The following is an 18,758-nucleotide window of genomic DNA, read 5'->3' on the forward strand; positions in this document are numbered from 1 at the left end:
CGCTGACCTACCGTGCGGGGGCGCAAGGCGAAACTAAGGAGAGGTTAACCCACGCGAAGGTGAACCCGGACGGGCAAGGCTTTCCGGCCGGGCTAGGCGACCCGGCGGGCGGTGCGGGCGTGGGCGTGGGCGATGGCGACCGCCAGGGCGTCGGCGGCGTCGGCGGTGGTCTTGCCGGCGGTGGGCAGGAGGCGAGCGATCATCCAGCCGACCTGGGCCTTGTCGGCGGCGCCGGTGCCGACCACGGCCTTCTTGACCACGCTCGCGGCGTATTCGGCCACGGGCAGGCCCGCGCGGGCCGGGGCCACCAGGGCCATGGCCCGGGCGTGGCCCAGCTTGAGGGCCGAGCGGGCGTTCTCGTTGACGAAGGTCTCCTCGACGGCGGCCTCGTCGGGGGTGTGCTCGGCGATGACCGCCTCGATGCCGGCGAGCAGTTCCAGCAGCCGGTCCGCGAACGGCAGGGTGTCCTTGGGGGCGATGACCCCGTGCGCCACATGCACGAGGCGCGCGCCCTGGCAGGCGATGACACCCCAGCCGGTGCGGCGCAGGCCCGGGTCGAGCCCAAGGATGCGGATGGGTCGAATCGCGTTCATCGTCCGTTCCAGTCTGGCTCAGCTAAGGGCGAAAGGCTTGCCGAAAGGTGATCAGCGCCAGAACTGGAAGGCGTCGAAGCCGCGGACGATGTCCTGGCCGGACACGCCGAACAGGGTGGCGAGCAGGGCCGCGAGGCCGAAGAAGGCGCCGCCCACTCCGGGAACCAGCAGCAGCACGGCGATCAGCAGGATCATCGAAAAGCCCTCGGCCTTGTGGATCGCCGGGTCCCAGCGGCGGGGCAGGAAGGGGCGGATGGCGCCGAAGCCGTCGAGCACCGGCAGGAGGTTGAGCAGCAGGGCGGTGGCCTGCAGGAAGGCCAGGACGGCGAGCGCCGCCCCCAGGGGCTGGGGCCAGGGCAGGCGCGTGCCGGCGGCCAGCAGGATCAGCACCAGGAGCGTGCCCGCCGGGCCAGCCAGCGAGGCGGCGGCGCGCCAGGCGGGGCTGCGCATGAGGTCGTGCCGCAGCCCGGCGCCGTGCGGGCGAGGGCGAGGCCCAGGGCCAGGAACGCTGCAAGGAGGCCAAGGCCGACGAGATTGTTGGGCGGGGAGTTGGAGGGGCGGCGGCCGGCGGGGGCGTCATGGCGGGGATATGCGCATGCGGGGCCGGTCGCGTCGACGGGCCGCCGCGACGCCCCGGGTTGCTCGGCTGAAACACTCTAGCGATTGCGAGCGGCGTTCGAGAATCGTAAGTTCGGTATGACGCCGCGGGACAACGCGGAACAAGATATCGGGGAGCTGAAACGTGAAACGCGCCGCCATCCTGTTGCTGGGTACCGCCCTTTGTGTCGCGCCGGCGGCGCTGACGGGCACGACCGCGGCGGCTCAGCCCGCTGCGGCGACCAAGTCCGCTTACAAGGCGCCTCGCAACGCCTTCGGCCAACCGGACATCTCCGGGTTCTGGACCAACAACACCATGACCCCGCTCACCCGGCGGCCGCAGTACGGCGACCGGCTCGTCTATACGCCTGAAGAGGTGAAGGAGATGGAGTCCCGGGCGGAGCAGGAGATCGAGGAGGGCAACCGGCCCACCGATCCGAACGCCCCGGCCGAAATCAAGCGCGAGACCTCGAACCTGCGTCCCGAGTTCGCCGCCGCCGGCGGCGACGTGGGCGGCTACGACCGTGGCTGGCTGGATCCAGGCCATACGGTGATGCGGGTGCGAGGCGAGCCGCGCACCTCGCTGCTGACCACGCCCAACGGCCAGTTCCCGCCGCGCAAGGCGGGCGCTCCGCCGATGCCGCGGCTCGGCGGCGGCCTGGGCTCGTTCGACAGCTATGAGACCCGCTCGCTCGGCGAGCGGTGCATCATTGGCTTCGGGCGCAACGGCGGCCCGCCGATGTTCCCGAACGGCTTCTACAACAACAACTACGAGTTCATTCAAACCCCGGATTCGGTGGTGATCCAGGTCGAGATGAACCACGACCTGCGCATCATCCGGCTGAACAGCCAGCACCGCACCGACGGCGTGCGGCCCTACTTCGGCGACAGTATCGGCTGGTGGGAAGGCGACACCCTGGTCGTCGAGACCACCAACATCCCGCAGGCCCAGCACTTCGCCGGTTCGTGGGAGCACCTGAAGGTCACCGAGCGCTTCACCCGCGTCGGCCCGCAGCGGATGCATTACGAGTTCACGGTGGAAGACCCGACAATCTGGGACAAGCCGTGGGGCGGCGAATATGAGTTCGCGCCGCTGGACGGCCGAATCTTTGAATACGCCTGCCACGAGGGCAACTACGCCCTGCCGGGCATCCTCGCCGGCGCCCGCGCCGAGGAGCAGGAAGCGGCCGAGAAGGCCAAGGCCGAGGCCGAGGCGGCCAAGGGCGCCAAGGGCAAGGGTGGCAAGCCCGCCGAGTAACCAACGGGACCCGAGGGAGGGCGCGCCCCTCCCTCGCGGCCCCCAGGCGCGTCGTCCCAGGCGCGCCGTCCCAGGCGCGCGTCCCCGGGAAGTCAGATCCGGGCGTCCCAGGCCTTGATGGCGGACTTGCTGGCGATCTTCCGGAAGCGACGCTCGAGGAAGTTGCGGAAGCTGCCTGGGTGCAGGCTATCCATCCGCGCCAGCACGATGGGATAGTCCCGGTAGTGGGGCGTCATGTGGAAGGTCGCCGGATCGGCCTCCATGAGCATTTCCCGCTCGTCGAACGACACCTCCTGCAGCACCAGGCTGGCGTCCTCGGCGCGCAGGCGCGTGAAGAACTTGCCGTTCAGCTTGTAGGCCGGCGCACCATAGCTCCGTCCTTTCTCCACCCCTGGGAAGGACAGGACGATGGCTTCCATTTCCTCATGGGTCATGCGGACAGACTACCAGCTTCCGGCCCGTGACCCGCCCTCAAACGGGAGGGCCTAGAAGGCCAGGGCGACCCCGTCCTTCCGCATCTCGGTGGCGGCGGCGTAGCGGCCGGGCCAGCGCTCGATGGCCTGGTAGCCGCCATAGCCGCCTGGGTCCGGGCGGATGGTCCAGCCGATCCCGGCGAGGGCCTTCTGCGTGGCCTCGGGCACGCCGCTCTCCAGGTTGAGGACGCCGGTTCCCGCCTGCGGGGCGCCGGTGGGTTCGGACGAGCCTCCATGGTGCCATCGGGGGCTGTCCCCGGCCTCCTGCACGCCCAGGCCGAAGTCCACCATGTTGGAGATGATCTGCACCTGGCCTTGAGGCTGCATGTCGCCGCCCATGACGCCGAAGGACAGCCAGGGTTCGCCATCGCGGGTGGCGAAGCCGGGGATGATGGTCTGGAACGGGCGCTTGCCCGGCGCATAGACGTTGGGGTGGCCGTCCTGCAGGCTGAACAACTCGCCCCGGTCCTGGAACATGAAGCCCAGGCCGTCTGGCGAAAGGCCCGAGCCCATGCCGCGATAGTTGGACTGGATGATCGAGACCATCATCCCGTCGGCGTCGGCCGTGGTGAAATAGGTGGTGTCGCCGCGGCTGGGGGCCTGGCCGGGATAGACCGGCGTCAGGATGCGGTCGGGGCGGATCAGCCTGGCCCGCTCGGCGGCGTACTCCTTGGAGATCAGCCACTCGATCGGCGACTTGTAGAAGTCCTGGTCGGCGTAGAACCGGGCGCGGTCCTCATAGGCCAGCCGCTTGGCTTCGACGGCGTGATGGATGGCCGCCGCCGACTGGAAGCCAAAGCCCTGGAAGTCAAAGATCTCCATGATGTTGAGCATCTGGAGCGTCGCCAGGCCCTGGGTGTTCTCGGCCAGGGCATGGACGTCCACGCCGCGGTAGCGGGTGGAATGGACGGGCGCCCAGACCGCCTTGTGGGCGGCGAGATCCTCGCGGGTCATCCAGCCGCCGATCCGCTTGAAGTAGCGCTCGATGGTCTCGGCGATCTCGCCTTCGTAGAAGGCCCGGCCGCCGCCCTCGGCGATCAGGCGGTAGGTGCGGGCCAGGGCCGGGTTCTTGAAGACCTCGCCTTCGGCGGGCGTGCGCCCGCCGGGCGCCCAGACCTTCAGGAAGTTCTCCACCTCCTCGATCTTCGAGGCGGGATCGGTGAAGCGGCGGTGGCTGCTGGCCAGATAGTAGGCCACGTTCTGGGTGATCGGGTGGCCGTGCTCGGCGTAGCCGATGGCGTCCTCGAACAGATCAGCCCACTTTAGCTTGCCGTACCGCTCGTGCAGCAGGCGCCAGGCGTCGACCGCCCCCGGGACGCTGACCGTGACCGCGCCCCAGGACGGCAGGAGGCCGTTGGCGTCGGCCCGGCTGCGCACGGTCTCCAGGGATAGGCCGCGGGGCGAGCGGCCCGAGCTGTTGAGGCCCACGACCTTGCGCGTCTTCGGATCCCAGAGGAGCACGTAGCAGTCGCCGCCGATGCCGCAGGCGATGGGCTCCATAAGGCCGAGGCAGGCGTTGGCGGCGATAGCCGCGTCGGCCGCCGAGCCGCCCTTCTTGAGGATGTCGATGGCTGCCTGGGTGGCCAGCGGATGGGCGGTGGCCGCGGCCCCCCGCATGCCCCAAGCCGCCGAACGGGAGGCGAAGCTGGCGCCGGCGATCCGGTCGCCCGGCCGCACGTCGGGTCGCTGGCGGTTGGGATTGTCGCCGCCCGCGAACTGCGACTGGGCGAGGGCAGGCATGGCGGCGGCTCCAAGGCTCACGGCGGGCAGGGTGGCGAGGAAGGTGCGGCGGTGCATCGGCAGGACGGCTCCCGGCTTCGGTGTCGGAGTCTTAGCGACCGACGGTCGCAGAGCCTAGCCGTCGCGCCCCCGGCTGTTAAACAAGCTGCACATCGTCCATTCGGAGACCTTCATGCGCCTGGCTGTCCTGAGTTTCGCCTCGACCCTGGCCCTTGCCGCGGGCTTCTGCGCCGCCGCCGACGCCCGTCCGATCCAGTTCGCCGCCCAGGCCCCGCAGGACGGCGGCCTTGTCCTGCCCCTGGCCGCGGAGGCCGATCTCGCCGTGCGCGGCGTGGCCCTGGAGCCCGCCGTGCGCGAGGCTGTGAGTCGCGCCCTGGCGGCGGCCAAGTTCGACTACAAGGCCGGCTCCAGCCTCAGCCTGCGGGGGCTTGGGGCCTATGACGAGATTCTGGTCCTGGGCGCCCGGCCTGCCGAGGGCGACACCCTCACCGCGGTCGACTTGCAGAACCTGGGCGGCCAGGCGGCGCGGGCCACGCTCAAGGCCGCCAAGCCCACCGCCTTTGTGGCCACCGGCCTGGGCGACGCGGCTCAGGCGGCCGTGGGGGCGGCCCTCGGCGCCTACCGCTTTTCGGCGAGCTACAAGAGCAAGGCGCCCGACTCTGTCGAGCCCCAGCCGTTGGTGGTTGTGACCCCCGACGCGGCCTCCGCCGAAGCCGCCTATGCGCGGCAGGGCCAGGCCCTGGCCGAGGCGGTGGCCTTCACCCGCGATCTGATCACCGAGCCTGCGAACGTCGTCTATCCCGAGGTGTTCGTCGAGCGCACCCGGGCGGCGTTCAAGGGCGTGCCGGGGGTGACCATCGAGGCCCTCGACGAAGTCCAGCTGCGGAAGCTGGGCATGAACGCCATTCTCAGCGTCGGCCAGGGCTCGCCCAGGCCGCCCCGCCTGCTGGTCGTCCATTACAAGGGCCCGGGGGCGAGCGGCGCGCCGGTGGCGCTTACCGGCAAGGGCATCACCTTCGATTCCGGCGGCACGTCCCTGAAGCCCGGCTCGGGCATGTGGAAGATGAAGGACGACATGTCGGGCGCGGCGGCGGTGGTCGGCGCGGTGCTGTCGCTCGCCAAGTCCGGGGCGCCGGTGAACGTGGTCGCCGTGGCGGCCCTGGCCGAGAACATGCCGGACGGCGGGGCCGCCAGGCCCGGAGACGTGATCCGCGCTTACAACGGCAAGAGCATCGAGCGGCTGAACACCGACGCCGAAGGGCGGATCGTGCTGGCCGACGCCACCGCCTATGCCGACGCCCGGTTCAAGCCCGCGGCCATCGTCAACCTGGCCACCCTCACCGGGGCTGTGGGGGCGGCGCTTGGCGACGACTATGCCGGCCTCTTCAGCCGCCACGACGGCCTCGCCGAACAGGTGCAGGCGGCTTCGCGGGCCAGCGGCGAGCCGGTGTGGCGACTGCCGCTGCACCCCAGCTACGCCAAGGACCTGGAGAGCCCCATCGCCGACATCCGCGACATCGCCGAAGGCGGCGGCGCGGCCGGTGCGGGGATCGGGGCCCATTTCATCGGCTTCTTCGCCGACCCGGCGACGCCCTGGGCGCACCTGGACATCGCCTCGGTGGCCTGGATCGACCGTGACCAGCCGACGGTCCCCAAAGGGGCCCAGGGCTATGGCGTCCGGCTGCTGGACAGCCTCGTCCGCAACTTCGACGCGGCGAAGGCGGCGGCCAAATAGGGTCGGGGCGGAACGGGCCGGCCTCGCGGCCGGCCCTAGCTCTCGCTCCAGACAGCCAGTTCGTTGCCGCCGGGGTCGCGGAAGTGGAACCGGCGTCCGCCGGGAAAGCTGAAGATGGAGGCGGTGATCTCCCCGCCCGCGGCCTTCACCCGCGCCTCCATGGCTTCCAGGTCCTGGGCGTAGAGCACCACCAGGGGCGGCCTGCGCGGCGTCTCGCCATCGGGCCGGTAGAAGCCGCCGTCCAGGCCTTCGGCGAAGGCCTGGTAGTCGGGGCCATAGTCTTGGAAGGCCCAGCTGAAGGCCTTGGCATAAAACGCCTTCTGCGCCGCCATGTCCTCGGCGGGCAACTCCACATAGTCGATCTTGCCGTCCTCTCGCATGGCCGCACCTTTCGTTCTTCGTTCACCAAATGTTCTAGTTCCTCCGGAGTGCGGGCGCAATCGTATCTGCGTTATCCCGAAAGTCGGGAACCCAGAGCGGCCTTGCGGCTCTTTCGGGCGGAGGGAGCAAGTTCGCGTGTCTGTTCAAGATGTCCTGGTGACTGTTCGCCCCATGCCCGAGGGATGGCTCATCGATTGCAGCGCCGGCCTGGAGCCGCTGGTCTTCGGCTCGGGCGCCAAGGCTGAGGCGCACGCCCATGCCCTGGCCAGCCGCATCGCCCGTACGGGGGCGGACGCCAGGGTGCTGGTTCACGATCGGCAGCATCGCCTTGTGGGCACGACGCGGTATTTCGCCGATGCCTGACTATCGGGTCCAGGTGCGCGGGATCGGCGGCCTCCTGGGCGGGGCCGTGGAACTGGACTGCGAGACCGACGACCAGGCGCTGGTGATCGCCTGGAGCATCGAGAGCCCCTATGGCCACGCCGTCTGCGCCGGGGATCGCCTGCTGGGGGTCTTCGAGGCCGGCTGGGGCGCGGGGTTCCCAGAGCCGCCTGCCGAGGACGACGACGAGGACTAGTCCTTAGCCAGCCGGAGCCTAGGCCGGTCCTGCCGGCAAGGCCCAGACGGCGGTCCTCTTGACCTCCATGTCCTCCAGCTCGCGGGTGGTGGGCACCTGGTACTCGGCGAGTTTCTCGAGTCCCTCGCGGGGGAAGTAGCTGCGGCCCGGATCCCCGATCAGGACAGTGGCGCCCCGGGCGCGAGCCTCGGAGAGCCAGGCCATGACCCGGGCGGCGAGCGGTTTTTCGTAGCAGATGTCCCCCGCCAGGATGACCTCGGCCCAGGCCGGGGCGGGCGCGTCCAGCAGGTTCGCGTCGGTAAACTCGGGGGCGACCCCGTTGGCCTCGCCGTTCAGGGCCACGGCGGCCCCGCAGAACGGGTCGATGTCGGCGGCAAGCACCCGGGTCGCGCCGGCCTTCAGCGCCGCGATGGCGACGATCCCAGAGCCCGAGGCGAAGTCGATGACGCCCTTGCCGGCGACGATCCGCGGATGATCGAGGACATAGCGCGCCAGGGCCTGGCCGCCGGCCCAGGCGAAGGCCCAGAACGGCGGCGGCAGGCCGATCTCGGCCAGGGCCTCTTCCGTCATCCGCCAGATGGGCGTGATCTCGTCGGCGAGGTGGAGCTCAAGCTCCGGCGTGTGCGGCGGCCGCTGACGGCGCGTGTTCTCAAGGATGAAGGCGCGGCGGCCTTCCAGGGTCTGAGCGATCATGTCCTGCCTTCGAAGCCGCCCCGGGCATGCAATGCAAGCGGTTGGCGCCCTCGGCGCCCCGATCGCCGAAGGACGCTGCGGCAAACTGGGCTGGCGTCAGACGGGGGCGGCGACCGGTTCCGGCTGGCTGGAGGCAAGCCGCAGGACGTGTACGTACCCCGGGGCGGACAGCATCCGCTCGGTGACGCCGCGGCGCTCGAGATGCCGCCGGACCTTGGGCAGGTTGTAGCAAGGCACATGCATGAACATGTGGTGCTCACAGTGGTAGTTCACCCAGTAGGGCGCCAGGAACGCCCGCTCGATCCAATTGGCGTGGGTGGTGCGGGCGTGGCGCAGCGGATCGGGCTCGTCCTTGGGCACCAGGGCGTGCTCGGCGATGTTCCGCAGCCGGGTGACCATCGGCAGCCAGGTGGCCTGGGGCAGGAGCCACAAGACCGGCCACACCCACCACAGGCCGAAGGGCGCGGTAAGCGCGATGGTGATCACCATGCCTGAGAAGAACCGCCGACGCCGGACCACCGCGTCCCTCAGGATCGGCCAGAGCGGCTCGCCCGGCTTCCGGTCGCGGAGGCGCTTCACCAGCCCGGACCACTTCTGCTTGTAATATGTCTGACCGGTCAGATCGCGGACGATCTTCCGCCGCAGGGACGTACGGGTGATCGGAAAGGGCGCCGACAGCACGAGATCCGGGTCTTCGGCCTGCTGGGCGTATTTGTGGTGGCCCAGGTGATAGGGCCGGTAGGCCAGCAGGTCGCCGGTGGTCAGGTGGTTGCCGATGAAGTCGTTGACCTTGAGGTTCGGGTGCAGGGCGCCGTGGGCGGCGTCGTGCATCAGGATGGCGAGGCCGAGCTGACGGGCGCCGATGATCGCCACGGCGAGCGGGATGGTGATCGGCCAGGTCACGGCCATGGCTCCGGCCAGGAAGATCACCACCCAGGCGTGAGCGACCAGCGCGGGGCCCTTCCAGGCCGAGCGGCGCGACAGAGGCGTCCATTCCTCGGGCGTGAAGAAGTCCTTCGGACTGACGCGAGCGGCGGCGGGCATAACGCCATTCTACGTCGAAAAGCCCTGCAAAAACAGGATGACGCCGGGGAAGCTCCTGACGCCGCTAAAGCGCAAAGGCCCCCGCCGCCAGAGCGATGAACAGGATGAGGCCCGCCCAGGCGTTGGACTTGAACAGGAACAGCGCCTGGGCCGGCTGGTCGGCGCGCACCCGCCGCGCCTGCACCGCGAGGTGGGCGGCGTAGAGGGCGAACATCGGCAGGAAAAAGACCGTCAGCCCCGCCGTGTAGCCGGCCGCCAAGGCGAGCAGGAGGCTGATGGCGTAGAAGGCCGCGACCCCGCGACGGAGGGCGCCGCCGAGGCGGCGGGTGGAGGATTTCACGCCCACCAGCGCATCGTCCTCCAGGTCCTGGATGGCGTAGATGGTGTCGTAGCCCAGGGTCCAGAACAGGCCTCCGATGTAGAGCAGCGCCGCCGGCAGCGCGAGTTCGCCCATCACCGCAGCGAAGCCCATCAGCGCACCCCAGTTGAAGGTCAGGCCGAGCCAGGCCTGGGGCCACCAGGTGATCCGCTTCATGAACGGATAGGCCGCCACCAGGCCGAGCGACGCCACGCCCAGGCCGATGGCCAGCGGCCCCATGGTAAGCAGGATCATCAGGGAGATCAGGCTGCAGGCGACGATGAAGGCCCAGGCCTGCTTCACCGAAATCTGGCCCGAGGCGATGGGCCGGCCAGCGGTGCGGGCGACCTTGGCGTCGATGTCGCGGTCGACGATGTCGTTGTAGGCGCAGCCCGCCGCCCGCATCAGCGAGGCGCCGACGAAGAACTTCAGGAGGAGCAGGACGTCGGGCCAGCGGTCAGCCATGGCGCAGGCCAGGGCCACGCCCTGCCAGCCGGGCAGCATCAGCAGCCAGATTCCCGCCGGCCTGTCGAACCGCCCGAGTTTCAGCCAGGGCCGGAACGGGGCCGGGGCGTGCCGGTCCACCCAGTTGGCGGGGGCGGCGTCGGGAAGGATCTGCGAGTCCGTCATGTCGCTCCCCTTTATGGGGCGTGCGGCCAAGGCGCCAGCCCGGCGGGCGTCAGCGGGCCACGGCGTCCTCCAGGGCGACGGCGAGGTCGCCGCGTCGGGCCACACGGACGTCGGCGAGGCCCAGCCAAGCGGCCATGCGCTTGAGCTCCGCGGCGAGCCGGGGGGCGGTCTCGTCCGTGGCCCAGGGCTCGGCGTGGCTGGCCTGGACCAGAAGGGCGCCGGCCTTTCGGTCGGCCTTGAGATCCACCCGGGCGGTGAGGGCGTCGCCCTCCAGGAAGGGCAGAACGTAGTAGCCGTGGGTGCGCTTCTCGGCGGGGGTGTAGATCTCGAGCCGCAGCCGGACGCCGAACATCCGCTCGGTGCGGTCGCGGAACCAGACGAGGTTGTCGAAGGGCGACAGCAGGGCGTGGGCGTCGATCTTCCGGGGCCGCCGGGCGCCGGGATCGAGATAGGCCGGCTCGCGCCAGCCCTTGACCGTGACCGGCAGGAGGTCGCCCGCCTCCACCAGTTCAGAAAGGCGCAGGCGTGTTTCCTCGACGCCCATGCGGAAGTAGTCGCGCAGGTCCCGGGGGGTGGCCACGCCCATGGCCCGGGCGGCGATCCGCAGCAGCTCGCGCTGGGCTTCGGCGCGTTCGGGCGTGGGCGCCTCGTACACCACCTTGGGCAGCACCTGCCGGGGCAGGCCGTACACCCGTTCGAACGTTCCGCGGCGGGTGGCTGTTGTCAGCTCTCCCGCCCAGAACAGGCATTCGAGGGCCTTCTTGGCGTCGCTCCAGCCCCACCAGCCGCCCTGGCCCTTGTGGCCCATCTCCAGCTCCGAGGCGGAGAGTGGCCCGCGGGCGGCGACCTCGTCCATCACTGCATCCAGGAAGTCCCGCCGATCGCGCAGGAAGCGGGCGATCCCGCCCCAGGTCCCAACGCCCGCCCGGGCATCCTCCATGCGCCAGCGGAACAGGGGCTGACTAGCGAGGGGCAGCAGCGAGGCCTCGTGCGCCCAGTATTCGAAAAACGCCTTCCTGCGTCCCCAGGCCAGCTCTTCCAGGAGTTCGCGTGGATAGACGCCGAGGCGCGAGAAGGCGGGCAGGTAGTGGGTACGGGAGACGACATTGACGCTGTCGAGCTGGATGACCCCCAGACGTTCCACCAGGCGGGTCAGCTGGCGCCGCCCCGCCGCGGCCTCGCGGTCCTGGCCGAAGCCCTGCGCCGCCAGGGCGATGCGGCGGGCTTCTCCCGCGGTGAGGGAATCCTTCATTCGCCGACGCTAGAACGAACGAAGAACAATGGTCAACGGAGCGGCCGCCGGCATGCGGCCGGTTTGTCGGAGCGGCGGCGGGACCGCTATGGAGGGCGCATGATCCGTCTGTTCGTCAGCCACGATCTGGCCGCCGGCGCCGAGCTTGCCCTGGACGAGGGCCAGAGCCGCTACCTGGGCGCGGTGATGCGGGCAAAGGCCGGCGACGAGCTCAGGGTGTTCAACGGCCGGGACGGGGAGTGGCGGGCCCTGGTGGCGCAGGTGGGCAAGCGGGCGGTGACCCTGCAGGTGATCGATCCGGCCCGCCCCCAGGCGCCGGGGCCGGACCTCGACCTCGTGGTGGCGTTGGTCAAGCGCGGCCCTCTGGAGACCATCGTCGAGAAGGCGGCCGAGCTGGGCGCCCGGCGCGTGCGGCCGGTGATGACCGAGCGGACCAACACCGACCACACCCGGGTGGACCGACTGCGGGCCATCGCCACCGAGGCGGCCGAGCAGACCGGCCGGCTGGATGTTCCCGAGGTGCGCGAGCCGGTGAAGCTGGAAGCCCTGATCAGCGCCTGGGATGCCGGCCGGCGGCTGATGTTCTGCGACGAGGCTGGGGATGCGCCCCCAGTGCTGGAGGCCCTGGCCGGCGCGCCCCAGGACCAGCCCTGGGCGATCCTGATTGGACCCGAGGGCGGCTTCTCGCGCCGCGAGCGCGAGATGCTTCGGGGGCTGGCCTATGCGGTTCCTGTTTCGCTGGGGCCGCGGATCCTGCGGGCCGACACGGCGGCCATCAGCGCCCTGACCTTGTGGCAGGCGGCGGCGGGCGATTGGCGCGCCGAACAACGGCGCACTTGAGCTTGATGCAATTGCCCCCACTTAGCTGAACGGCGTAAACGTCCTGCGCCGCGAGGGACCTTCCCTGGCGCGATCCGGGCTGGGCCAGGTTGGGCTTGGGGAGGAGAGTGGAATGGCCGGTGTCGTCGGCGACGATCGTCCGCTTGTTTTCGAGGACCTCGTCCGCTGGTTCGAGAAGGGCGCTAAGCCGGCCGCCGAATGGCGCGTGGGCGCCGAGCACGAGAAGTTCGTCTTCAAGCTGGGCTCGCACGAACCCGTCCCCTACGAGCCGGGCGGCATCAAGGCGCTGCTGGACGGCCTGACCCGATTTGGCTGGGAGCCGGTGCTGGAGGGCGAGCACGTCATCGCCCTGGAACGCGGCATGGCCAACGTCAGCCTCGAGCCCGGCGGCCAGTTCGAGCTTTCCGGCGCGCCGCTGGAGACGGTCCACGAGATCTGCGAGGAAACCGGCCGGCACCTGCAGGAGGTGAAGGTCGTCGCCGACGAGCTCGGCCTGGGCTTCCTGGGCCTGGGCTTCACGCCGCTGTGGACCCGCGAGCAGGTCCCGGTGATGCCTAAGGGCCGCTACAAGATCATGCGCGAATACATGCCGAAGGTCGGCGCGCTCGGCCTCGACATGATGTTCCGCACCTGCACGGTGCAGGCCAACCTCGACTTCGGCTCGGAAGCCGACATGGTGGCCAAGTTCCGCGCCTCGCTGGCCCTGCAGCCCATCGCCACGGCGCTGTTCGCCAATTCGCCGTTCAAGGAAGGCAAGCCCTCCGGCCTCCTGTCGACCCGCGCCAATGTCTGGACCGATACGGATCCGGACCGCACGGGAATGCTGGACTTCGTGTTCCGCGACGGCTTCGGCTTCGAGGCCTACGCCAACTACGCCCTCGACGTACCCATGTACTTCGTGAAGCGGGGGGATCGGTACATCGACGTGGCGGGGCGCTCGTTCCGCGACTTCATGGAGGGCCGGCTGCCCGAGCTGCCGGGCGAGCGGCCGACGCTGAAGGACTGGGCGGATCACACCACCACGATCTTCCCGGAAGTTCGCCTCAAGCAGTACCTGGAGATGCGCGGCGCTGACTCCGGCCCGTGGAGCCGCCTGTGCGCCCTGCCGGCCCTCTGGATGGGCCTGCTCTACGACGGCGCCGCCCTGGCGGCGGCCTGGGACCTCGCCAAGGACTGGGACATCGAGGACCACGAGCGCTTGCGGGCGGACGTCGCGCGCCTGGGCCTGAAGGCGCAGGTGGGCGGCCGGTCGGTGCAGGACGTGGCCAAGGACGTGCTGGCCATCGCCGCCGAGGGTCTGAAGCGCCGCAACCGCCTGTCGGGCGGCCTGGTGGACGAGAGCGGCTACCTCTCCGAACTGCAGACCATCGCCGAGACCGGGATCACCCCCGCCGAACGCCTGCTGGAGCTGTACGAGACCCGCTGGGCGGGGGACGTCGGCCGGGTGTTCGAGGACTTCGCGTACTGACCATGGGCCGCTGGGCCGGCTCCTGCCACTGCGGCGCGGTCCGCTTCCGCATCGACGGCGAGATCAGGGAGTTCACCCGCTGCGGCTGTTCGCTCTGCCGCCGCAAGGGCGCGCAGATGGCGACGGTGCACGAAAGCGCTCTCGTCATCGAGGCGGGTGAGGCGAACCTCTCGCTCTACCAGTGGAACACCGGGGTCGCCCGGCACTACTTCTGCCGGACCTGCGGCATCTATCCCTTCCACCGGAAGCGTTCGATGCCGGACCACTACGGCGTCAACGTGGGCTGTCTGGAGGACTTCGAGCCCCCGGAGGGCGTGCCGTTCCGCTGGTCCGAGGGCGTGGACATGACCTTGCGTCCCGGCGGCCGGCCGGAGTGGCCGGGGCCGGTGGAGGAGTAGGCCCTAGCGCACCCCGCCGTCCGGGCCGGGCCCTTCGACATTGGAGGGCCAGTGCTCGCGCTGGGTCGTCCCATCGCCGGCGTCGGTGTGCTGGACGATCTCGTCCACCTCGGAGCAGTCGGCCCCGTCTTCATAGGTGCGGGGTTCATGGTGCGGGTTCACCCGGGCGTCATCCACCGCATAGACCTCGACCTCGGGATAGAAGGCGATCCGCCCTTCGATGGGCCCGACCGCCTCGAAGGGATCCTCGTAGCTCCAGGCGGCCTTCTCCACGAGTTCTCCGTCCATGTAGAGGCTGTAGTGGGCCGCGTCCCCCTTGTAGGGACAGTGTGTCACGTGGTCGGTGCGGGTGAAGTAGTCCATCGAGACGTCGCCCCGCGGGAAATAGACGACCGGCCTCAGGTCCGCTTCCTTCAGCACCAGGGCGTCATCGGTGTCGGCGATCACATGGCCGGCGAAGAACGCACGCCAGCGGGACGTGGCGGGCTCGAGGGTGATCGGATGGTCAGGGCCGGGAGTGAGCATGCGGAAATTCTCCTTCCGGCAGAGAACGCCGCTGGGGCGCCCAAGGCTCCGGCCAGATTTCTGCCTGAGTGTCCGATTGCTTGTGCTCGCGGAATACGCGTGATTTTCTCCCCCACAAATTCCGGCGATCGGGGCAAACCTTCCCGAAGCCTGGGAAGTCCATAGGGAAACCGGAACCTTCTCCGAATGAACATCGTCGTCCTGATCGGCATCGCGATCACGCTCATCACGGGCCTGCCGGTGCTGATGCAGCTCCGCCGCAACCATCCGCGCGGGCTGATCATCCTGTTCTTCGCCGAGATGTGGGAGCGCTTCTCCTACTACGGCATGCGCTCGATCCTGGTCTTCTACCTGACCCAGCATCTGCTGTTCGATCAGAAGACCGCGGGCAACCAGTATGGCTCCTATACCTCGCTCGTGTACCTGCTGCCGCTGATCGGCGGCCTGATCGCCGACCGCTGGCTGGGCACGCGCAAGGCGGTGGGCTTTGGCGCACTGCTGCTGGTGGCGGGCCACCTGACCATGGCGGTGGAGGGCGGCGGCGCCCGCGAAACCCTTACCTACGCCGGCCAGAGCTATGAGGTCGTGGCCGAGGGGCGGATGGAGTCCCGGACGGTCAATCTGATGGTCGAGGGCAAGCCCTACGCCTTCGGCCCGGCGGAAGGCGGCGGCATCCAGATCAAGGACCTGCCGGCCGCCGCGCCGCTTCCGGCAGTGCTGCCTGCCGGCTCGTACGAGCAGACCGTGGACACCGACCCGCTGGCCAAGAACGCCTTCTTCCTGGCGGTCAGCCTGATCATCATGGGCGTCGGGTTCCTGAAGCCGAACATCTCGGCCATCGTCGGTCAGCTCTATCCCCAGGGCGATCCGCGGCGGGATTCCGGCTTCACCCTCTATTACTACGGGATCAACCTCGGGGCCTTCTGGGCCTCGGCCCTCTGCGGCCTGCTGGGCGTGAAGTTCGGCTGGTGGGCGGGCTTTGGCCTCGCCGGCGTCGGCATGCTGGTCGGCTTCGTGGTCTTCGTCCTCGGCAAGAAACACCTTGAGGGCAAGGGCGAGCCGCCGAACCCGGCGAAGCTCCAGGAGAAGGTTGGCCCGGTGAACCGCGAATGGCTGATCTATCTGGTCAGCGTCGCCGGCGTGATCCCGGTGTGGTTCCTCGTGCAGAGCAACCAACTGGTCGGCTACGCCCTCGGCGTCTCGATCCTGGCCTCGCTGGCCTACATCGGCTTCGTCATCGCCAAGTGCGGCAAGATCGAGCGCGAGCGGATGCTCCTCGCCCTGGTGCTGATCTTCGGCTCGGTGGTGTTCTTCACCCTGTTCGAACAGGCCGGCACCTCGCTGAACCTGTTTGCGGCCACCAATGTGAACCTGATGGGGATCTCGGCGGCCCAGACCCAATCGTTCAACGCCGGCTGGATCCTGATCTTCGCCCCGATCTTCGCGGCCATGTGGGCGTGGCTCGCCCAGCGCGGCCGCGACCCCAACCCGACCATGAAGTTCGGCCTCGGCCTGCTGCAGGTGGGGCTGGGCTTCCTGATCGTGGTGTGGGGCCAGGGCTTCGCGGACGACCAGTACCGCATGCCGCTGGTGTTCCTGGGCCTGCTCTACATGTTCCACACCACCGGCGAGCTGTTCCTGTCGCCGGTGGGCCTGTCCGAGATCACCAAGCTATCGGTGCCCCGGGTCGTCAGCTTCATGATGGCGGTGTGGTTCCTGGCCTCGTCCATCGCCCAGTACGTCGGCGGCTGGATCGCCGGCGCCATGGGCACCGAGACCGTGGGCGGGCAGGTCCTCGACCCGGCCCGGGCTTTCGCCACCTCGCTGGACGGCTTCAACAAGCTGGGCTGGGCCGGCATCGGCGTGGGCGCGCTCTTCGTGGTGGCCAGCTTCTTCATCAAGCACTGGGCCCACGGCGTGAACGACGCGGCCAACCATCCGCAGCCCGAGCCGATCGCCCCGGTCCTCGACGGCGAGCGGCAGGCGGTGGGCCCGGCGGCGGTGCGGAACGACCAGAACAGCTAGGCTCGGCGCCGGCCCCGAAAAGACGAAGGCCGCGGATCGCTCCGCGGCCTTCTCTGCTTTCGGCGTCTGCGGGGCGGCTAGCCGCCGAAAGACTTTCGGACGCGCACATAGAGCGTGCGTCCGGGGGTGAGGTCGCGATCGTCCGTGTAGCCGAGGGAGCCCGTGCGCCGGTCGCCCTGGTAGCCCTGGGTGTTGAAGCGGATGCCGCGTTCGGTGAGGTTGGTCAGCTCCACCCGCACCACCACGTCCGGAGACAGCCGCTTGTCGACCCAGGTGGTGACATAGGCGTTGTGCAGCTTCACATCGGTGACCGAGTTGTATCGGTAGGTGGTCTCGGACCAGCCGCTGTAGGCCGCCACCCCGACGCTGGCCCGCCACTGGGGCAGGTCCTGGGTGAGCTGGACTTCCCACTCCAGCGGCCGCAGCCGGGAAATCTCGCGGGAGGTCAGGGTCGTGGGGTCGGTGACCTTGGACCAGCGGCGGTTCAGCTCCCCGCGCAACATGCCCCCGCGCCAACCCAGAGGCTCGGACGGCACGGTCAGGGTGACGATCAGCTCGTCCTTGGTCCCGTCGCCGATATTGGTGGGCCGGTCGAAGACCTTGCCGCCGGGCAGGAACACCGGGCCGCGGTCGATCACGTCGGTGAGTTCCGAGTGGCGGTAGGTGACCGTCACGGCGCCGCTCTTCCAGAACCGCTGCTCCAGGGCGACCTCGCCGCCCCAGGCCTGCTCGGGATCGAGGTCGGGATTGCCCACGCTGACGCCGGTGCCTTCCTCGTAGTCGGCGTCCGCCACGAAGTCGTCGAAGTCCAGCTGGCCGACCACACGTTCGACGCGGGCGCGGACCTGGGTGGTCGGGCGGGGCTGCCAGGCGAGGCTCAGCCGGGGCTTCAGGAAGCTGAGGCGCTTCTCCAGGACGACGTCGCCCTCCGACGAGATCTCCGAGGCCTCGAAGCGCAGGCCTCCGTCCAGGGTCCACGTCGGGGTCGGACGCCACACCACCTTGGTGAAGGCCTCGCCGCGCAGTTCCTCCACCTTCACATCGGCGGCGGACAGTTCCTCGGGCACGCCGTTCTCATAGGCCTCGGCGTGGCTGTCGAGGCGGTTGAGGGCCACCTCAGCGCCAGCTTCGAACGAGAGGGTGGTGGAGCGCTGGTGCTTCAGGACCGCCCGGCCAATGGTCTCGTCGTAGGTGCGCTCGTAGCGGAAGTCGCTGGAGAGGTCGCCCGAGCGGTACAGGTCAAAGCCGTGGAAGTCGGAATCGGTCCTGAGGACGACGGTCTCGAGCTTGGTCCGGGGGCCGAAGTCGCGGTCGTAGCGCACGCCCAGCTCGGTCTCGAACTCGTCGTAGGGCGAGGTGATGTTGTCCACCCGGTCGACGGGCTCCACGAAACGGACCGTGTTCTCGCTCTTCCAGCTGTCCCAGAAGGCCCGGCCGTTCAGCGACAGGCGACCGCCGAGGAGGGGCTGGCTGTAGCCGGCGGTGATGGTCTGCTGCAGGCCGTCGCTCTCCGCCTCGTAGGCGGCCCGGCGCTCGATGGTCCCGTCAGGCCGGAGCCGGACATAGGGGCCGAACTGGCCGCCGTCGTCGTTGCCGTAGCCGTAGCGGATGGTGGTTTCCCACGTCCGCGTCCCGTCGCTGCCCGACAGCTCCAGGCGCATGCCGTGCATGTTGCGGCCGTCCCAGAGGTGGTTGTTGGCCACGGCGAAGAGGCCGCGGAAGCTGGCCCCGGGCTTGCGGATCACATTGGCCAGCACCGACTTGCCCTGCATGTCGATGCCGGGGGCGCCGCCGCGGATGATGTCGATGCGCTCCACGGCGCTGATCGGCACCCGGCGGAGGATTTCCTCGAGATTGTCGCTCTTGCTGGTGGGGCGCTGGCCGTCGATCAGGACGTTGCCTGCGGCGCCCTCGAAGCCGCGGACCGTGTCGCCCACGTCCAGGGTGAAGCCCGGCACCCGCTCCAGCATCTCGGCCGCGTTGGAGGCCTGCTGCCCCTCGAAGAAGCTGGCCGGATAGCTGATGACCGCCTGTTGCGGCGGCGCCTCCACGACGGGAACGGCGGCCGTGGCGGCCTGGGCCAGGACGTTGACGACAAGCATACGATGAACTCCCCAAGTGGGCGCAGATGGCCTGCGGCCGCGGGGAGGGGCCAATTAAATGCCCGTAAG

Annotated in this window: 19 protein-coding genes; 8 read left to right on the plus strand and 11 right to left on the minus strand. The window is 69.6% G+C overall.

What is annotated here, in order from left to right; translation table 11 throughout:
- Positions 1-92: 92 nt before the first annotated feature.
- Positions 93-593: a crossover junction endodeoxyribonuclease RuvC gene (ruvC, locus tag BO64_RS05555; protein ID WP_496402276.1), complete on the minus strand. Its 501-nt coding sequence runs from the start codon at positions 591-593 to the stop codon at positions 93-95.
- A 51-nt stretch (positions 594-644) separates the two neighbouring features.
- A complete protein-coding gene (locus BO64_RS05560; RefSeq protein ID WP_496402277.1) occupies positions 645-1,043 on the minus strand; it encodes a hypothetical protein in 399 nt (132 codons plus the stop codon).
- A gap of 292 nt (positions 1,044-1,335) precedes the next feature.
- On the opposite strand from BO64_RS05560, the gene BO64_RS05565 reads away from it, so the two are divergent.
- Positions 1,336-2,448, plus strand: a complete 1,113-nt coding sequence (locus tag BO64_RS05565) for a hypothetical protein (protein WP_496402278.1) — start codon at positions 1,336-1,338, stop codon at positions 2,446-2,448.
- Between the two features lie 92 nt (positions 2,449-2,540).
- Here BO64_RS05565 and BO64_RS05570 read toward each other — a convergent pair whose 3' ends face one another.
- Both BO64_RS05570 and BO64_RS05575 read right to left on the minus strand, forming a co-directional pair.
- On the minus strand, positions 2,541-2,882 hold the full coding sequence (locus BO64_RS05570; RefSeq protein ID WP_496402279.1) for an MmcQ/YjbR family DNA-binding protein: 342 nt from the start codon (positions 2,880-2,882) through the stop codon (positions 2,541-2,543).
- A gap of 51 nt (positions 2,883-2,933) precedes the next feature.
- The gene (locus tag BO64_RS05575) at positions 2,934-4,718 is read right to left on the minus strand and encodes a gamma-glutamyltransferase family protein (protein WP_496402280.1); all 1,785 of its coding nucleotides are present in this window, start codon (positions 4,716-4,718) and stop codon (positions 2,934-2,936) included.
- Between the two features lie 115 nt (positions 4,719-4,833).
- Between BO64_RS05575 and BO64_RS05580 the strand changes: the two genes are divergently transcribed.
- Positions 4,834-6,396: a leucyl aminopeptidase gene (locus BO64_RS05580; RefSeq protein WP_496402281.1), complete on the plus strand. Its 1,563-nt coding sequence runs from the start codon at positions 4,834-4,836 to the stop codon at positions 6,394-6,396.
- Positions 6,397-6,431: 35 nt separating this feature from the next.
- Here the strand turns inward: BO64_RS05580 and BO64_RS05585 are convergent, their stop codons facing one another.
- Positions 6,432-6,776, minus strand: coding sequence for a VOC family protein (locus BO64_RS05585; RefSeq protein ID WP_496402282.1), 345 nt, complete (start codon positions 6,774-6,776; stop codon positions 6,432-6,434).
- A 136-nt stretch (positions 6,777-6,912) separates the two neighbouring features.
- Here BO64_RS05585 and BO64_RS05590 point away from each other — a divergent pair, with 136 nt between their 5' ends.
- Both BO64_RS05590 and BO64_RS05595 read left to right on the plus strand, forming a co-directional pair.
- Positions 6,913-7,140, plus strand: a complete 228-nt coding sequence (locus tag BO64_RS05590; protein WP_496402283.1) for a hypothetical protein — start codon at positions 6,913-6,915, stop codon at positions 7,138-7,140.
- Complete coding sequence (locus BO64_RS05595) at positions 7,133-7,354, plus strand: hypothetical protein (RefSeq protein WP_496402284.1); 222 nt, start codon at positions 7,133-7,135, stop codon at positions 7,352-7,354. The genes BO64_RS05590 and BO64_RS05595 overlap by 8 nt, the downstream gene beginning before the upstream one ends.
- Positions 7,355-7,372: 18 nt before the next feature.
- Here BO64_RS05595 and BO64_RS05600 read toward each other — a convergent pair whose 3' ends face one another.
- The 4 genes from BO64_RS05600 to BO64_RS05615 all read right to left on the minus strand — a co-directional run bounded on the left by BO64_RS05600 (position 7,373) and on the right by BO64_RS05615 (position 11,331).
- Positions 7,373-8,047: a class I SAM-dependent methyltransferase gene (locus BO64_RS05600; RefSeq protein WP_496402285.1), complete on the minus strand. Its 675-nt coding sequence runs from the start codon at positions 8,045-8,047 to the stop codon at positions 7,373-7,375.
- 96 nt (positions 8,048-8,143) lie between these two features.
- On the minus strand, positions 8,144-9,091 hold the full coding sequence (locus tag BO64_RS05605; protein ID WP_496402286.1) for a fatty acid desaturase family protein: 948 nt from the start codon (positions 9,089-9,091) through the stop codon (positions 8,144-8,146).
- Between the two features lie 64 nt (positions 9,092-9,155).
- On the minus strand, positions 9,156-10,079 hold the full coding sequence (gene ubiA / locus BO64_RS05610; protein ID WP_496402287.1) for a 4-hydroxybenzoate octaprenyltransferase: 924 nt from the start codon (positions 10,077-10,079) through the stop codon (positions 9,156-9,158).
- A gap of 49 nt (positions 10,080-10,128) precedes the next feature.
- Positions 10,129-11,331, minus strand: coding sequence for a winged helix-turn-helix domain-containing protein (locus tag BO64_RS05615; protein ID WP_496402288.1), 1,203 nt, complete (start codon positions 11,329-11,331; stop codon positions 10,129-10,131).
- 99 nt (positions 11,332-11,430) lie between these two features.
- Here BO64_RS05615 and BO64_RS05620 point away from each other — a divergent pair, with 99 nt between their 5' ends.
- The 3 genes from BO64_RS05620 to BO64_RS05630 all read left to right on the plus strand — a co-directional run bounded on the left by BO64_RS05620 (position 11,431) and on the right by BO64_RS05630 (position 14,037).
- Entirely contained in the window at positions 11,431-12,171 is a 741-nt protein-coding gene (locus BO64_RS05620; RefSeq protein ID WP_496402289.1) for a 16S rRNA (uracil(1498)-N(3))-methyltransferase, read from the plus strand.
- Between the two features lie 112 nt (positions 12,172-12,283).
- Positions 12,284-13,639, plus strand: coding sequence for a glutamate--cysteine ligase (locus BO64_RS05625; RefSeq protein WP_496402290.1), 1,356 nt, complete (start codon positions 12,284-12,286; stop codon positions 13,637-13,639).
- 2 nt (positions 13,640-13,641) lie between these two features.
- On the plus strand, positions 13,642-14,037 hold the full coding sequence (locus tag BO64_RS05630) for a GFA family protein (protein WP_496402291.1): 396 nt from the start codon (positions 13,642-13,644) through the stop codon (positions 14,035-14,037).
- A 3-nt stretch (positions 14,038-14,040) separates the two neighbouring features.
- Here BO64_RS05630 and BO64_RS05635 read toward each other — a convergent pair whose 3' ends face one another.
- The gene (locus tag BO64_RS05635; RefSeq protein WP_496402292.1) at positions 14,041-14,562 is read right to left on the minus strand and encodes a DUF427 domain-containing protein; all 522 of its coding nucleotides are present in this window, start codon (positions 14,560-14,562) and stop codon (positions 14,041-14,043) included.
- A 186-nt stretch (positions 14,563-14,748) separates the two neighbouring features.
- Between BO64_RS05635 and BO64_RS05640 the strand changes: the two genes are divergently transcribed.
- Positions 14,749-16,587 carry a peptide MFS transporter gene (locus BO64_RS05640; protein WP_496402293.1) on the plus strand — a complete coding sequence of 613 codons (1,839 nt, stop codon included), beginning with the start codon at positions 14,749-14,751 and terminating at the stop codon, positions 16,585-16,587.
- A 77-nt stretch (positions 16,588-16,664) separates the two neighbouring features.
- On the opposite strand, the gene BO64_RS05645 is transcribed toward BO64_RS05640, so the two are convergent.
- Positions 16,665-18,689 (minus strand): TonB-dependent receptor plug domain-containing protein, encoded by a 2,025-nt coding sequence (locus tag BO64_RS05645; RefSeq protein WP_496402294.1) that lies wholly within the window; start codon positions 18,687-18,689, stop codon positions 16,665-16,667.
- Between the last annotated feature and the right edge of the window lie 69 nt (positions 18,690-18,758).

The sequence above is a fragment of the Phenylobacterium composti DSM 19425 genome (assembly GCF_059568645.1).